This window comes from Streptomyces sp. HUAS MG56 (assembly GCF_058673395.1).
In genome coordinates this window covers 5,097,367-5,111,859 of sequence record NZ_CM178722.1, presented here as the reverse complement: position 1 = coordinate 5,111,859, position 14,493 = coordinate 5,097,367, and the positions used below count along the sequence as shown (strand labels likewise).

Sequence of the window (14,493 nt, the reverse complement as noted above, 5' to 3'; positions counted from 1 at the left end):
GCCCGCAAAGCTTGCGTTCAGTATTCGCACGTGCCAAATGCAGAAACTCCACTCAATTGTTCACGTTCACCTGTGACTTGAGTCACAAGGGGCAAGAATTGTTGACCCTGTGTACCGAGTGAGCAGCGCGCTGTGATTCAGTGGCGTGGAAGCTGAGACAACCCTTGATTCGCTGCGACGTCGCGGGGGGGAGGGCGAGCATGGAGACTGAGTCGGAGCCGTATGTCCGTCTCGCGTCCCTGCGGCAGCTCCACCAGGTCATGGCCGACATGAACACGGCGCGCAGCCTGGCGGACACCTTGCAGACGGTCGCCGACGGCGTCGTACAGGCCCTCGGATACGAGCTGGCGTGCGTGAACCTCGTGCGCCAGGACGGCGACCTCGTCGTCGCCGCCCTCGCCGGGAACTCCGCCGCCGAGGCCCTGATCACCGGCCGCGTCGGCTCCCGCGAGTCCTGGGACCGCCGGCTGCACATGGGCGAGCGCTGGGGCGACCTGATCTTCATACCGCACACCGAGGGCTGGGTGCTGGACGACGACGACGTCCCCCAGTGGTACACCGACGGCCCCGCGCCCCGCTTCGAGGACGAGTGGCACCCCTCGGACCGCCTCTTCGCCCCCATGTACACACCGGGCGTGCAGGGCGGCTCCTGCGGCGAGCTGCTCGGCGTCCTGTCCGTCGACCGGCCGCGCAACGGCCGCCACCCGGGCGCCTGGGGCCGCGAGGCCCTGCAGATGTACGCCTTCCAGGCCGCCATCGCCATCAGCAACGCCCGGCTGCGCGCCAACATGCAGCGCGCCCTGGTCCGCCTGGAGCGCGAGCAGCAGGCCCTGCGCGCAAGCGAGGAATCCTTCCGGCAGGCCTTCGAGTACGCCCCCTCCGGCATGGCCATCGCCGAGATGGGCGGCGACCAGCACGGCCGCATCCTGCGCACCAACGACGCCCTGTGCCGCCTGCTGGGCCGCCCGGCCTCCGCGATGCGCCGCTACTCCTTCTCCGACCTCGTCCACCCAGATGACATCGGCACGCTGCTGCGGACCTCCGCCGAGGGCGGCCGCGCGGAGCTGCGCCTCGGCCGCCGCGACGGCACGTACGTCTGGGTCTCCCTGCGCAACTCCGTCGTCGCCGACGCCGCCGACGGCCCCCGCTTCCTCCTCACCCACGTCGAGGACATAGAGGAGCGCAAGCGCCGCGAGCTGCAGCTCGCCCACCGCGCCTCGCACGACTCGCTGACCGGCCTGCCGAACTCCGCCGAGCTGCGCTCGCGCCTGTCGGCCCGCCTCTGTCATCGCCCCTCCCAGCCCGGCGACCTGGAATCCCTGGACGCGGCCTACGGCCTCCCCGTCTTCGACGCCCCGGGCAGCCACGGCGGCAGCCACGGCGGCAGCCACGGCGGTTTCGACTTCCGGCCGGGCACGGAGGGCTACGACGCCTTCGACCACCACGTGCACACGGTCGCGCCCGAGGAGGGCCGCGACGACGGCACCAAGGGCCTCGCGGTGCTCTTCTGCGACCTCGACGGCTTCAAGTCGATCAACGACCGTTTCGGCCACAACGCCGGCGACGCGGTTCTCATCGAGGTCGCCCGGCGCCTCACCCGCGGTGTCCGGGACGGCGACACGGTCGCCCGCCTCGGCGGCGACGAGTTCGTGATCCTCGCCGACGGCCTCGGCCGGGCCGACGCCCAGGACCTCGCCGTACGGCTGCGCAACGAGATCATCCAGCCGATCCGGGCCGAGGGCCGGGCCATGCGGGTGGGCGCGAGTTTCGGCATCGGGTGGGCACACTGCGGCATGACCGCGGACGAGGTGTTGAAGTCAGCCGACGAGCGGATGTACGTAGAGAAACGATCTCGTCCCAAACAGCACCGACGCGCGGGATGATCCGCAGGTCAGCGAGTTGATGCGGTTCGAGCCACCCGTTTGGCTCAGTGAGAGCGGGTAGGCTCGCTCATCCATGCCCCCTATCGCATCCGCCCGCACCTGCTGAGGAGTACCAGGGATGACGCCCGGCGACAACGGCGCGAGCACGCCCGAGGAAGACGACCCCTTCGGCTATCTGTACGCCGACGGCCAGGCCAGAGGAGCCCAGCCGCCGTCCGGCGGTTACGGCTACCCGAACTCGGTCAGCAGGGTGCGTGCCGTCGGCGAGCGCCAGTACGGCCAGCAGCAGCCGCCCGCCTACGGCCAGGTGCCGCAGCAGGGCGGCTACGGCCAGCCGAACACCCACTACCAGGCCCCGGAGACCCTCCCGGGCGGCCCCGCCTCCACCACCCGCACCCCCCAGCCGGCCCCGCCGCGCCGCGGCCCCAACACCAAGGGCCTGCTGATCGGCGCCATCGCGGTCGTCGCGGCGGTCGTCATCGGCATCAGCGTCGCGATGCTGAACGGCAACTCCTCGGACAACAAGGCGGGCGGCGGCGCCTCCGACGCGCCGTCCGCCTCGCAGAGCTCCCAGCCCAGCCAGTCGGCGAGCAGCAGCGCGTCGGGGGACCTGCCGAAGACCGACGCGAAGGACCTCCAGCTGGGCGGCGGCGCGTCCGCGGCCTCGGCCGTCAAGGGGGCGTCAGCGGCCGGCGGGACCTATGTGGCGGGCTTCAACCAGGTCGGATCCTCGGTCACCTGGACCGTCAACGGCATCCCCGATGCCGGCAAATACAGCGTCTACATCGGTTACAGCGTTCCCGGCAAGGACGCCACCGCCACCCTCACGGTCAACGGGACCGCTTCCGATTCGCCGGTCGGCCTGAAGAACTGGTCGCACGGCGCGGCGGGCAGCTACGAGAAGGGCTGGACGAAGACCTACAGCTGGGTCCAGCTCAACAAGGGCTCGAACACCATCAAGCTCTCGTGCGAGCAGGGCGACCAGTGCGACGCCCTCATCGACCAGATGTGGCTGGTGAAGGGCTGGGTCAACTCCGGCGGCTGAGCCCCGAAGCGGTGCGGCGACCTCGGCAGCCGCCGAGGTCGCCACATCCGCTGTCAAGGCCGCGGCACTACTGCGCGTAGACCTCGATCCCCGTAGCGGTGCCATGGAGGTTGTCCGAGTAGGTGCCCGGCTTCAGCGTGAGCAGCTTGGTGCCGATGGCGCAGCCGGTGCCGGGGGTGATGGCCCAGAACACGATGCGGTAGGGCGTCTGGTTCGAGACGGACCGGGCGGGGTTGATGGGATCGCAGCCCGGCGTTTCGGAGTAGACGGTCCTGGTGCCGGTCCTGTTCGTCCCCGACCAGCCGCAGACCTTCCCCTTCGGGCAGGTGTTGGGATCGGCCGCCGCGGCCGGTGTGGCAGAGACGCCGGCCAGCAAGGCACCGGCCACGGCCACCGTCGTCAGGCTCTTCTTGAGCACGCTCATATAAGGCTCCCCCTATGTCCATCGCTGCTGGTCGACGCAGCGAACCGGCGATCATGGGATCATCCGGCCGACGTGAAGGGAAGGGCGTTTTTCGGCCAAACTTTCGACTAGGTCTTCACGTCGCCGTCACCGACACCCGCGCCAGGAGTTTCTCGTAGGCCGCGTGGTCGAACTCGCCCGCCGCGGCCGCCCGTACCGTCGCCGCCGACAGCGCGACCGCGCGGGTGAGGCGGTCCGGCCAGGGGAGTTGGTCGACGAGCCCCGACAGCAGGCCCGCCACCGCCGAGTCGCCGGCGCCCGTCGGGTTGCCGTGTTCGGGGTCGGGCGGGACCGCGTGCCAGCGGCCCTCCGGGGTGACGGCCAGGAGGCCCTGCGGGCCGAGGGAGGCGACGACCGCGTGGGCGCCGCGCCGGCGGGCGTCCTGTGTGGCGCGCAACGGCTCGTGGGAGCCGGTCAGTTCGGCCAGTTCGTCGGCGTTCGGCTTGACGATGTCGGGGCGGGCGGCGACTGCCCGGCGCAGCGGCTCGCCGCTGGTGTCCAGCAGCACCGGCACACCGTGGGAGCGGGCGTCGCGCACGAGGTTCGCGTAGGCGCCGACCGGCACGCCCGGCGGCAGGCTGCCGCACAGGGCCACCGCCGAGGCGCCGGGCAGCAACTCCTCGTAGCGGTCGAGGAAGGTGCCCCATTCGGTGGGGCTGATCTGGGGGCCCGGCTCGTTCAACTGGGTCGTGTCGCCCGACAGTTCGTCCACGACGGCGATCGTGCGCCGCGTCGCCCCGGCGGCCGGGAGCAGCGCGTCCGTCAGCCGGGGAACGGCGGAGAGCCGCTCGCGCACGGCCCGCCCGGTGCCGCCGCCCGCGAAGCCCGTGACCGTCACCTCGTGCCCCAGCGCGGCCAGCACCCGGGCCACGTTCACGCCCTTGCCGCCCGGCCGCTCGATGACCTCCGAGACCCGGTGCGAGGCGTGCGGCCGCAGCGACCGGACGCGATAGGTCAGGTCGAGAGCGGTGTTCAGCGTGACCGTGAGGATCATCCGGGCCGCCTCCCTCGAAGTTCCCCGCGCCTGTCGTCGCGCCCGTCATCGTCCGCCGGGGCCCGATCATGCCAAAGAGTCGGCGGCCGGCCCAGTCAGGAGTCGGCCGCCGTTCGGGGAAAAGACGGGCAGATCACGCCAGTTGGGGCGGTACCACCACCCATTCGCCGCGCCTCATCACACCCTTGAGGGCGAAGTCGGCGTCGAACACGACCAGGTCCGCGTCCTTGCCGGGCTCCAGCGAGCCGATGCGGTCGGACAGGCCGAGCAGCCGGGCCGGGTTGACGGACAGGGCCGTCACCGCGTCCTCGACGGACAGCCGGTCGATCGTCACCGCCCGCTGGAACGCGCGGTCCAGGGTCAGTGTGGAGCCCGCGATCGAACCGCCGTGCACCAGCCGGGCCACGCCCTCGCTGACCTCGACCTCCAGCGGGCCGAGCAGGTAGCGGCCGTCACCGGAGCCGGCCGCGTCCATCGCGTCCGTGATGAAGGCGACGCGGGAGGCGCCCGCGTGGTGGAAGGCCAGCTCCAGGGCGGCGGGGTGGAGGTGCGTGCCGTCGTTGATCAGCTCGACCGTGACCCGCTCGTCCTCCAGCAGGGCCGTGATCGGGCCGGGGGAGCGGTGGCCGACCGGGGGCATCGCGTTGAAGAGGTGGGTGGCGACCGTGGCGCCCGCGTCGATCGCCTCGACCGTCTGCTCGTACGTCGCGTCCGTGTGTCCGACGGCCGCGATCACGCCGTGCTCGGCGAGGAGCCGCACGGAGTCGACGCCGCCGGGCAGTTCGGTGGCGAGGGTGACCATCTTCGCCTTGCCGCGTGCCGCGTCGATCAGCTTGCGGACCTCGGCCGGGTCCGGGTCGCGCAGCAGCTCCTCGGAGTGCGCGCCCTTGCGGCACGGCGAGATGAACGGCCCCTCGAAGTGGATGCCGGCGATCTCGCCCTGCTCGGCCAGCTCGCTCAGCAGCCCGGCCTGCGTCGCCAGCAGGTCCATCTCGTCGGTGACGGTGGAGGCCACCAGGGTGGTGGTGCCGTGGGTGCGGTGGGCGTGGACGGCCCTGAGGATGTCCTCGGCCGTGCCGGAGAAGGAGGCTCCGCCGCCGCCGTGGTTGTGGATGTCCACGAAGCCGGGGAGGACCCAGTGGCCGGTGAGGTCGACGGCCCGGGCGCTCTCGGCGGCCGTCGCCGTGATCTTCGTACCCTCCACGGACACGCGCCCGTCGTCCACCACTCCGCCGGGCAGCACCACCCGAGCACCTGTGAGAACCAAGCTGGGAGCCATCAGGCGCCTACCTCCGGAGTCGTAGAAGTGGTGGTGGTGAGCAGGTCGCGGGCCAGCAGGCCCGCGCCCAGGCAGCCCGCCGTGTCGCCGAGGGCGGCGGGGACGACGGCCGGCAGTCTCTGGAAGGTGACCCGGCGCCGGACGGCGTCGCGCAGCGGTGAGAACAACACTTCCCCCGCCTCGGCCAGACCGCCACCGATGATCAGCGTGCCCGGGTCCAGCAGGGTGAGCGCGGTGACCAGGCCGTCGGCCAGGGCGTCCACCGCCCGCTGCCAGACCCGGACGGCGTTCGGGTCGCCGGACGCGACGGCCTTCGCGCAGTCGGCCGCGTCCGCGTCCGGGTCCCCGCAGGCCGCCGCCCAGGCCTCGCTGACGGCGGACGCGGAGGCGTACCGCTCCAGGCAGCCGTGCTGCCCGCAGGGGCAGGGGGTGCCGGAGGGCCGTACGACGATGTGGCCGATCTCGCCGGCGAAGCCGTGCGCGCCCGCCTCGACCCGGCCGTCGATGCCGATGGCGCCCGCGATCCCGGTGCCGAGCGGCACGAACAGGAACCGGTCGGCGCCCTTGCCCGCGCCGATCCGGCCCTCGGCGAGCCCGCCGGTGCGCACGTCGTGCCCGAGGGCGACGGGGATGCCGAGCCGCTCGGCGAGCAGGGCGCGCAGGGGTACGTCGCGCCAGCCGAGGTTGGCGGCGTAGGCGGCGATGCCGCGCTCCTCGTCGACGATGCCGGGGACCGCGATGCCGGCGGCGCGCGCGGGGGTGCCGTAGTGCTCGACGCCGTACGCGCGCAGTTCGGCGGCGAAGTCGAGGATCGTCGCCACCACCGCGTCCGGTCCGCGCTCGCGGCCGGTGGCGCGGCGGGCGCGGTGGAGCAGCTCGCCGTCGTCGCCGACGAGGGCGGCCTTCATCCCGGTACCGCCCACGTCGAGGGCGATGACATGTCTCACCACGGCCCTAGTGTGGCCCTCGTACCCGCGAGAGGTCTAGTCCACTCACGTGGTGTAGACCTTATGTGTCCATATATTGAACGGTCAGACGGCAGGGTTGGGGCGTTGAGGGTGCGTCGGGGTACGGCAGGAACGGTCGCGGTAGTGTCTGCCATGGGCATGACAGTGCTCTTGGGGGGCTGCGGGAGCACGGGTTCGTCCGGCGTGACCCTGAGACTCGTCGCCGCCGACTACGGAGACTCCCCCGCGAACAGCTCCAAGAAGTACTGGGACAGCGTTGTCCAGGCGTACGAGGCCCAGCACTCCGGGGTGAAGGTCGAGGTCAGCGTCTACTCCTGGAACGACGTCGACGCCAAGGTGAAGGCGATGGTGGCCGACGGCCACGCTCCCGATCTCGCCCAGATCGGCGCCTACGCCGACTACGCCGCCGCCGGCAAGCTCTACCCGGCCTCCGACCTGCTCTCCATCCGCACGCAGGCCGACTTCCTCTCCCAGCTCTCCGACGCGGGGCAGTGGAACCACACGCAGTACGGCATCCCCTTCGGGGCCTCCACGCGCGTGCTCTTCTACAACAAGACCCTCTTCGCCAAGGCCGGCATCACCACCCCGCCCACCACCTGGGACGAGCTGGCCTCGGACGCCAAGGCGCTCAAGGACAAGGGCGTGACGTACCCGGTCGCGCTGCCGCTCGGGCCCGAGGAGGCGCAGGCGGAGACGATGCAGTGGCTGCTGAGCGGGTCCGGCTCCGAGAACGGCGGCAACGGCTACACCGACGACGTCGGCACCTACACCATCGACTCCGCGCAGAACGTGGACACCTTCACCTGGCTCAAGGACGACCTGGTCGGCAAGGGCCTGACGGGGCCGGTCGCGCCCGGCAGGCTCAACCGCGCGGACGCCTTCGCCGCGTTCGCGAACGGCCAGGTCGGCATGCTCAACGGGCACCCCACGCTGATCCAGCAGGCACAGCAGAAGGGCGTGCAGTTCGGGATGGTGCCGATGCCGGGGCGCACCGGTAAGCCGCGGGCCGCGATGGGCGTGGCCGACTGGATGATGGCGTTCAAGCAGAACGGCCACCGCGACCGGATCGGCGACTTCCTGAACTTCGTGTACAACGAGAAGAACGTCCTGGCCTTCTCCCGCGACTACGGGCTGCTGCCGGTCACGGGCTCCGCCTCGACGGCGATGAGCGAGTCGGACGCCGCCCCCGACAAGGCCCTGCACCCCTTCCTGGAGCAGCTGCCCACCTCCGAGCTGTACCCGGTCGGCAAGACGTCCTGGGCGGCGGTCGCCGCGGCCGTGAAGCAGAACATCGGCCAGGCCGTCGCCCCCAACGGCGACCCCTCCGGCGTCCTCACCCGGCTCCAGGCGACGGCCACGGCGGCGGACAGCAGCGCCAAGAACTGAGCGCTACGGTGACTCCATGGAACTGGGCACCCGGGAAAAGTCGATCCTCGCCCTGGAGCGCCGGAGCTTCGCCGGCCCCGGCGCTAAGGAACGGGCCATCCGCGAGGAACTCGACCTGGCCCCGGTCCGCTACTACCAACTCCTGAACGCCCTCCTGGACGACGAGCGCGCCCTGGCCCACGACCCGGTGACGGTCAACCGCCTGCGCCGAGTCCGCGACCAGCACCGCTCGTCCCGCTGACTTCTGCCCACCCACCCGCCGGACTCGGTCGGCCGAGAGGTGAGGGGCGTGGGGCTGTGTCTGACATGCGGCTGCCGCCGCGTGGGCGCGACCAGTCACGACGGACCCGCGGTCGCGTGCGGTCCTGGCAGGCTCGGCGGGTGGGCGAGGCGGGGTGCCTTTCCGGCCGACCGAGTCGGGATGGGGGTCCCCCCGCGCGAGCGCAGCCGAGCGTGGGGGAGGGTGGGCGAGGCGGGGGCCAGGGACGGAGCCCGTGGCGGGGTCTGGGGCCGAGTCCCAGGAGTGAGGGCGGGCCGAGCTGGATAGTGTCGGTCCATGGACCCTCTGCCGACCCCGCAGACCCAGCTCGGCCGGGACGGACTCGCCGCTCTGCTCGCGAAGCCGCGCACCGCGATCGTCGGTCTCGACTTCGACGGCACCCTCGCCCCCATCGTCGCCGACCCCGAGCAGGCCCGCGCCCACCCCGACGCCGTACCGGCCCTCGCCCGGCTCGCCCCCAAGGTCGCCTCCATCGCCGTGATCACCGGCCGCCCCGCCGGCGTCGCCGTCCGCTACGGCGGCTTCGCCGGTGTCCCGGGACTGGACCACCTCACCGTCCTCGGCCACTACGGCGCCGAACGCTGGGACGCCGTCACCGGCACGGTCACCGCCCCCGCCCCGCACCCCGGCGTCGCCGCCGTCCGCGCCGAACTGCCCGGCGTCCTGGACCGCGCCGGTGCCTGGCCCGGCACCTGGATCGAGGAGAAGGGGCGGGCCGTCGCCGTGCACACCCGCCGCGCCACCGACCCGGAGTCCGCCTTCGAGGCCCTGCGCGCCCCCCTCACCGACCTCGCCGCCCGCCACGGCCTGGTCGTCGAACCCGGCCGCCTGGTCCTGGAACTGCGCCCGCCCGGCATGGACAAGGGCGTCGCCCTCGCCGAGCACGTCCGCAGGACCGGCGCCGGCCCGGTCCTCTACGCCGGCGACGACCTCGGCGACCTGCCCGCCTACGCCACCGTCGAACGCCTCCGCGCCGACGGCGTCCCCGGCCTGCTGGTGTGCAGCGGCAGCACGGAGGTCACGGAACTGGCGGAGCGGGCCGACCTGGTCGTCGACGGCCCCGCCGGTGTCGTACACCTGCTGCGCGCCCTCGCCGACCAGCTGGGCTCCGATCAGCCGGGTGCCGATCAGCCGGGCTGAAGCTCCTCCAGCGCCCGCAACTGGTCCATGAACCACTGGGCCGGAGGCAGCGCGGTGGCCGCCGCCGCCAGTCTCTTGGCGCGCTCCGCCCGCTCCTCCGGCCGCAGCGACAGCGCCTCGTGCAGGGCGCGCGCGGTCTCCAGCACGTCGTAGGGGTTCACCGTGAACGCGTCCGCGCGCAGCTCCTCGTACGCCCCGGCCTCCCGCGACAGCACCAGCGCGCAGCCCTCCTCGGAGAGCACCGGCACCTCCTTGGCGACCAGGTTCATGCCGTCCCGGATCGGGTTGACCAGAGCCACGTCGGCGAGGCGGTACGCGGCCAGCGAGCGCGCGAAGTCGTCCTTGACGTGGAGCACGACCGGGGTCCAACCGGGCGTCCCGTAGCGGGAGTTGATGTCGTCCGCGACCCGCCGCACCTCGGCCGTGTAGTCCCGGTACACCGCGAGGTCCTGCCGGGACGGGTACGCGAACGCCACGTGGACGACGTTCTCGCGCCACTCGGGGTGGTCGTCCAGCAGCTGCCGGTACGCCAGCAGCCCGCGCACGATGTTCTTGGACAGCTCGGTGCGGTCGACGCGCACGATGGTCCTGCGCCCCGCGCCGATCTCCGCCCGCAGCGCGGCCATCCGTTCGGTCACGTCCGGCCGGTGCGCCCGCTCGCGCAGGAAGTCCGCGTCCGCGCCGAGCCCGTGCACCCCGATCGCCGTACCCGAGAGGCTGTCCGGACCCAGCACCGCCGTGCAGCACGCCGTGAACGCGTCCGCCCAGCGCCGGGTCAGGAAGGCCGCCCGGTCCGCGCCCAGCATGCCGTGCAGCAGCGCGGCGGCGATGTCGTCGGGCAGCAGGCGGAAGTAGTCCGGCGGGGCCCAGGGGGTGTGCGAGAAGTGGCCGATGCGCAGGTCGGGGCGGAGCGCGCGGAGCATGCCGGGCGCGAGGCACAGGTGGTAGTCCTGCACCAGCACGGCCGCCCCCTCGGCGGCCTCCTCGGCCAGAGCCTCGGCGAACGCGCGGTTGTAGGCCTCGTACGACGCCCACTGCCGGTGGAACTCCGCGTCGAAGACCGGTTCCAGCGGGGTCTGGTACAGCATGTGGTGGACGAACCAGAGCACGGAGTTCGCGATGCCGTTGTACGCGTCGGCGTGCACGGCCGGGTCGACGTCCAGCATCCGCACCCGCTGCCCGCCGGTGTCCTCGGCCGGCAGCAGCCCGCCGCCCGCCCGCCGTACGGCCTCCCGGTCGCCGTCGCCGAGCGCCGCGCACACCCATACGGCACGGGCGTCCGGGCCGATGGCCGACAGCCCCGAGACCAGCCCCCCGCCGCCCCGCCTGGCCCGCAGCGAACCGCCCTCGCCGTCCGCGTCGAGCGTGTACGAAACCGGGCCGCGATTGGACGCGACCAACACCTCGGCACCGTGCGTGGAAGCCATGGTCCTCAACCTAGCCCGGCCCGGAAACGCTCAAACGTACGGCCACGCACGACGCCCCGCCCGTATACGAAGTCCGGCGAAGTCACGCCACCCGGCGCTCGGCGTACTCCGCGATCTCCGTCATCGGCGGCCGTTCCTCCGTGTCCACGGAGTACGTCCGGGGCGCGAAGCCGTCCTCGTCCCGCTCGAACTGGGTCAGGGCGGGGCGGATCAGATGGCCGCGGGCCAGCCGGAGCTGGGCGGTGCGGTAGATCGCGGCGGCCATCCGGCCGAGCGCCTGCCCGTCCTGGTGCCGGTGCTTGCGGACCCCGACGTCCACCTGGGCGAGGGCGTCCAGGCCCACCAGGTGCAGCGCGTCCACCAGCATGCCCAGCTCCACGCCGTAGCCGACGGGGAAGGGGAGCTGTTCCAGCAGGCCGCGCCGGGCCGCGTACTCGCCGCCCAGCGGCTGCACGAAGCCGGCCAACTGCGGCCAGTGCATGTTGAGCAGCGGGCGGGCCATCAGCTCGGTGACCCGGCCGCCCTGCCCGGCGGCACCGGCGAGCGGGCGGTCGTACATGGCCTTCACCAGCGAGATCCCGGGGTCGGTGAGGAGCGGGCCGACGATGCCGGAGACGAAGTCGGCGGAGAACTCGCGCAGGTCCGCGTCGACGAAGCAGATGATGTCGCCGCGGGTCACGAGGAGCGAGCGCCACAGGACCTCGCCCTTGCCGGGAACGGCCGGGATGCGCGGCAGGATCGCGTCACGGTGGACGACCCGGGCGCCCGCGGCGGCGGCGACCTCGGAGGTGCGGTCGGTGGAGCCGGAGTCGACGACGACGAGCTCGTCGACGAGCGGGACCCGCTCCATCAGCTCGCGGCGGATGACCGCGACGATGTCGCCGACGGTCTCCTCCTCGTCGAGCGCGGGCAGCACGACGCTGATCGTCTGTCCCGTGCGCTGCTTGGCGGCCAGTATCCGCTGGAGCGGGCGATCGGTCACGGACCAGGAGCGGGTGGCCAGCCAGCGCTCTACTTCTTCCAGCACGCTCTGCGGCTCCTCACTGTTCGTGATCACAGGTGGTGACTGTGTGATCCATCTCGCGGTTCGGACGACTATCTCAACTGTCCTGGCCTTCGGTTACAGTCTTGAACAACGCCGGTGACCATCGCATGTCGGGGGGCGCGGGCGCGCACGACTCGTGCGTACAACTGCTCATACAACCGCATACCGCTCATCCAGAGGGGCAGAGGGACACGGCCCGATGAAGCCCCGGCAACCCTCCAGTCGGTTCTTGTCACGTTGACGTGGCGAGGCTCCCGGCTAGGGAAGGTGCCAAATCCGTCTCACGGCGAGATGCGTCGTGAGGAAGATGAGGAGAAAGGGCCTCGCCTCCATGGCTGTGCAGACAGTTGCAAGCACCTCCACCTCCCCCGTCGACCTCGGTCCGGCCGCGGCCCTGAGCTGTCGCGAGTGCGGTCACCGTGTCCCGCTCGGCCCGGTCTTCGCGTGCGAGGAGTGTTTCGGCCCGCTGGAGATCGCCTACGACTTCTCGGCCTACGACACCGAGGAACTGCGGGCCCGCATCGAGGCCGGCCCCGCGAACATCTGGCGGTACGCCCCCCTGCTGCCCGTCCCGGCCGACGTGGCGGACAAGCCGAACATCAACCCCGGCTGGACCAAGCTCGTCAAGGCCGACAACCTCGCGCGTGAACTGGGCGTCACCGGCGGCCTGTTCGTCAAGGACGACTCCGGCAACCCGACGCACTCCTTCAAGGACCGCGTCGTCGCCCAGGCCCTGGAGGCCGCCCGCGCCTTCGGCTTCACCACCCTGTCCTGCTCCTCCACGGGCAACCTGGCCGGTGCCGTCGGCGCCGCCGCCGCCCGCGCCGGCTTCCGCTCCTGCGTGTTCATCCCGCACGACCTGGAGCAGGGCAAGGTCGTCATGGCCGCGGTCTACGGCGGCGAGCTCGTCGGCATCGAGGGCAACTACGACGACGTGAACCGCTTCTGCTCCGAGCTGATCGGCGACCCGGCCGGCGAGGGCTGGGGCTTCGTCAACGTCAACCTGCGGCCGTACTACGCCGAGGGCTCCAAGACGCTGGCGTACGAGATCTGCGAGCAGCTCGGCTGGCGGCTGCCGGACCAGATCGTGATCCCGATCGCCTCCGGCTCCCAGCTGACGAAGATCGACAAGGGTCTCCAGGAGCTCATCAAGCTCGGGCTGGTCGAGGACAGGCCGTACAAGATCTTCGGTGCGCAGGCCGAGGGCTGCTCGCCGGTGTCGACGGCGTACAAGGCCGGGCACGACGTGGTCCGCCCCCAGAAGCCGAACACCATCGCCAAGTCCCTCGCCATCGGCAACCCGGCCGACGGGCCGTACGTGCTGGACATCGCACGCCGCACCGGCGGCGCGGTGGAGGACGTGACGGACGAGGAAGTCGTCGACGCGATCAAGCTGCTGGCCCGCACCGAGGGCATCTTCGCCGAGACGGCGGGCGGTGTGACGGTCGGCGTCACCCGCAAGCTGGTCAAGGCCGGCGTCCTGGACCCGGCGAAGACCACGGTCGTCCTCAACACCGGCGACGGCCTGAAGACCCTCGACGCGGTGGCCGGCACGGGTCTCACCGCCACCATCCGTCCGACCCTGGACTCCTTCCGAGAGGCTGGCCTCGCATGAGCGTGACCGTTCGCATCCCCACCATCCTGCGCACCTACACCGGCGGTCGGGCCGAGGTCGCCGCCGAGGGCGCGACCCTCGCCCAGGTGATCGAGGACCTGGAGAAGAACCACACCGGTATCGCCGCCCGCGTCCTGGACGACCAGGGCAAGCTGCGCCGGTTCGTGAACGTGTACGTCAACGACGACGACGTGCGCTTCGAGCAGGGCTTGGAGACCGCGACCCCCGACGGCGCGGGCGTCTCCATCATTCCGGCGGTCGCCGGCGGCTGATCATTACCGTCGGTAATCTCGGTTACCGATTGTTCATCGAATGGCCTCCCCCGTGAGAGAAACGGAGGGGGCCATTCAGTGTGATTGAGCGCGGTACAGTTGGGGAACGCGTTCCGGACCTGAAGGTCGCGGTTCGGGATTTCGCACCGCGAGCCCGATAAGAAGTAGCCAAACTATGCGGGCTTTCTGCGGCTTTTGTTCCACTTTGTACGGCCCGACTTGCCCTGAATTCGGCCGTATTTTAGGCAGATTCCGGACCGTCGTCGTCCAGATTTCTCGTCCGATTGACCTGTTGCAGACGGCAGTTGGACAGATACATTCAGCCGCGGTCGACGCGTTCCGGCGCACGCCCCCGACCGATGGGGGGTGAGGTCTGACCCGGGTCCGCGAAGTGTGGATCTGTGCAAGGGCCAGTAATAGGGGAGTTAGGCATGGCTCAGGGCACCGTCAAGTGGTTCAACGCGGAGAAGGGGTACGGCTTCATCGCGGTCGACGGTGGTGCGGACGTCTTCGTCCATTACAGCGCCATTCAGATGGACGGCTACCGCACCCTGGAAGAGGGGCAGCGGGTGGAGTTCGAGATCTCGCAGGGCCAGAAGGGCCCGCAGGCCGACATGGTTCGCCTCAGCGCCTGAACGTTTCTTGTCCGAAGGGCCTGCACCTCGCGAGGGGTGCGGGCCCTTCGCCGTGCCCGGC

General features: G+C 71.5%; 14 protein-coding genes and 1 riboswitch. Of the genes, 8 read left to right on the top strand and 6 right to left on the bottom strand.

Annotated elements, in window-relative coordinates; all coding sequences use genetic code 11:
* Positions 1-200: 200 nt before the first annotated feature.
* The gene (gene cdgB, locus AC4OXY_RS24130; protein WP_491991060.1) at positions 201-1,883 is read left to right on the top strand and encodes a diguanylate cyclase CdgB; all 1,683 of its coding nucleotides are present in this window, start codon (positions 201-203) and stop codon (positions 1,881-1,883) included.
* Between the two features lie 118 nt (positions 1,884-2,001).
* Positions 2,002-2,928, top strand: a complete 927-nt coding sequence (locus AC4OXY_RS24125; protein WP_376287649.1) for a CBM35 domain-containing protein — start codon at positions 2,002-2,004, stop codon at positions 2,926-2,928.
* A 67-nt stretch (positions 2,929-2,995) separates the two neighbouring features.
* Here the strand turns inward: AC4OXY_RS24125 and AC4OXY_RS24120 are convergent, their stop codons facing one another.
* The 4 genes from AC4OXY_RS24120 to AC4OXY_RS24105 form a co-directional block, all read right to left on the bottom strand.
* The gene (locus AC4OXY_RS24120; protein ID WP_356020294.1) at positions 2,996-3,352 is read right to left on the bottom strand and encodes a peptidase inhibitor family I36 protein; all 357 of its coding nucleotides are present in this window, start codon (positions 3,350-3,352) and stop codon (positions 2,996-2,998) included.
* A gap of 115 nt (positions 3,353-3,467) precedes the next feature.
* Positions 3,468-4,385, bottom strand: a complete 918-nt coding sequence (locus AC4OXY_RS24115) for a 1-phosphofructokinase family hexose kinase (RefSeq protein WP_376287646.1) — start codon at positions 4,383-4,385, stop codon at positions 3,468-3,470.
* A gap of 133 nt (positions 4,386-4,518) precedes the next feature.
* The gene (nagA, locus tag AC4OXY_RS24110; RefSeq protein ID WP_491991059.1) at positions 4,519-5,664 is read right to left on the bottom strand and encodes an N-acetylglucosamine-6-phosphate deacetylase; all 1,146 of its coding nucleotides are present in this window, start codon (positions 5,662-5,664) and stop codon (positions 4,519-4,521) included.
* Positions 5,664-6,611: an ROK family protein gene (locus tag AC4OXY_RS24105; protein ID WP_356020609.1), complete on the bottom strand. Its 948-nt coding sequence runs from the start codon at positions 6,609-6,611 to the stop codon at positions 5,664-5,666. The genes nagA and AC4OXY_RS24105 overlap by 1 nt, the downstream gene beginning before the upstream one ends.
* A 153-nt stretch (positions 6,612-6,764) precedes the next feature.
* Here AC4OXY_RS24105 and AC4OXY_RS24100 point away from each other — a divergent pair, with 153 nt between their 5' ends.
* The 3 genes from AC4OXY_RS24100 to otsB all read left to right on the top strand — a co-directional run bounded on the left by AC4OXY_RS24100 (position 6,765) and on the right by otsB (position 9,438).
* Positions 6,765-8,018: an extracellular solute-binding protein gene (locus AC4OXY_RS24100; protein WP_376287644.1), complete on the top strand. Its 1,254-nt coding sequence runs from the start codon at positions 6,765-6,767 to the stop codon at positions 8,016-8,018.
* A gap of 16 nt (positions 8,019-8,034) precedes the next feature.
* The gene (locus tag AC4OXY_RS24095; RefSeq protein WP_356020285.1) at positions 8,035-8,259 is read left to right on the top strand and encodes a DUF3263 domain-containing protein; all 225 of its coding nucleotides are present in this window, start codon (positions 8,035-8,037) and stop codon (positions 8,257-8,259) included.
* 315 nt (positions 8,260-8,574) lie between these two features.
* A complete protein-coding gene (otsB, locus tag AC4OXY_RS24090; RefSeq protein ID WP_362816844.1) occupies positions 8,575-9,438 on the top strand; it encodes a trehalose-phosphatase in 864 nt (287 codons plus the stop codon).
* Here the strand turns inward: otsB and AC4OXY_RS24085 are convergent.
* Both AC4OXY_RS24085 and AC4OXY_RS24080 read right to left on the bottom strand, forming a co-directional pair.
* Positions 9,426-10,865, bottom strand: coding sequence for an alpha,alpha-trehalose-phosphate synthase (UDP-forming) (locus AC4OXY_RS24085; protein ID WP_362816842.1), 1,440 nt, complete (start codon positions 10,863-10,865; stop codon positions 9,426-9,428). The two genes, otsB and AC4OXY_RS24085, sit on opposite strands and share 13 nt — an antisense overlap.
* 82 nt (positions 10,866-10,947) lie before the next feature.
* Entirely contained in the window at positions 10,948-11,892 is a 945-nt protein-coding gene (locus AC4OXY_RS24080; RefSeq protein ID WP_356020607.1) for a glucosyl-3-phosphoglycerate synthase, read from the bottom strand.
* 184 nt (positions 11,893-12,076) lie between these two features.
* Positions 12,077-12,224: riboswitch (SAM riboswitch) on the top strand.
* 17 nt (positions 12,225-12,241) lie between these two features.
* Between AC4OXY_RS24080 and thrC the strand changes: the two genes are divergently transcribed.
* From thrC to AC4OXY_RS24065, 3 genes are all read left to right on the top strand, one after another.
* Complete coding sequence (gene thrC, locus AC4OXY_RS24075) at positions 12,242-13,525, top strand: threonine synthase (RefSeq protein WP_356020278.1); 1,284 nt, start codon at positions 12,242-12,244, stop codon at positions 13,523-13,525.
* Positions 13,522-13,797: a MoaD/ThiS family protein gene (locus tag AC4OXY_RS24070; protein ID WP_356020276.1), complete on the top strand. Its 276-nt coding sequence runs from the start codon at positions 13,522-13,524 to the stop codon at positions 13,795-13,797. Before thrC ends, AC4OXY_RS24070 begins: the two co-directional genes overlap by 4 nt.
* Before the next feature lie 431 nt (positions 13,798-14,228).
* On the top strand, positions 14,229-14,432 hold the full coding sequence (locus AC4OXY_RS24065; RefSeq protein ID WP_004929928.1) for a cold-shock protein: 204 nt from the start codon (positions 14,229-14,231) through the stop codon (positions 14,430-14,432).
* Positions 14,433-14,493 lie beyond the last annotated feature (61 nt).

Bases quoted from the DNA above. Each gene is read 5' to 3' on its own strand.
- cdgB (WP_491991060.1), top strand. From the start codon at position 201: ATGGAGACTGAGTCGGAGCCGTATGTCCGTCTCGCGTCCCTGCGGCAG.
- AC4OXY_RS24125 (WP_376287649.1), top strand. From the start codon at position 2,002: ATGACGCCCGGCGACAACGGCGCGAGCACGCCCGAGGAAGACGACCCC.
- AC4OXY_RS24120 (WP_356020294.1), bottom strand. From the start codon at position 3,352: ATGAGCGTGCTCAAGAAGAGCCTGACGACGGTGGCCGTGGCCGGTGCC.
- AC4OXY_RS24115 (WP_376287646.1), bottom strand. From the start codon at position 4,385: ATGATCCTCACGGTCACGCTGAACACCGCTCTCGACCTGACCTATCGC.
- nagA (WP_491991059.1), bottom strand. From the start codon at position 5,664: ATGGCTCCCAGCTTGGTTCTCACAGGTGCTCGGGTGGTGCTGCCCGGC.
- AC4OXY_RS24100 (WP_376287644.1), top strand. From the start codon at position 6,765: ATGGGCATGACAGTGCTCTTGGGGGGCTGCGGGAGCACGGGTTCGTCC.
- AC4OXY_RS24095 (WP_356020285.1), top strand. From the start codon at position 8,035: ATGGAACTGGGCACCCGGGAAAAGTCGATCCTCGCCCTGGAGCGCCGG.
- otsB (WP_362816844.1), top strand. From the start codon at position 8,575: ATGGACCCTCTGCCGACCCCGCAGACCCAGCTCGGCCGGGACGGACTC.
- AC4OXY_RS24085 (WP_362816842.1), bottom strand. From the start codon at position 10,865: ATGGCTTCCACGCACGGTGCCGAGGTGTTGGTCGCGTCCAATCGCGGC.
- thrC (WP_356020278.1), top strand. From the start codon at position 12,242: ATGGCTGTGCAGACAGTTGCAAGCACCTCCACCTCCCCCGTCGACCTC.
- AC4OXY_RS24070 (WP_356020276.1), top strand. From the start codon at position 13,522: ATGAGCGTGACCGTTCGCATCCCCACCATCCTGCGCACCTACACCGGC.
- AC4OXY_RS24065 (WP_004929928.1), top strand. From the start codon at position 14,229: ATGGCTCAGGGCACCGTCAAGTGGTTCAACGCGGAGAAGGGGTACGGC.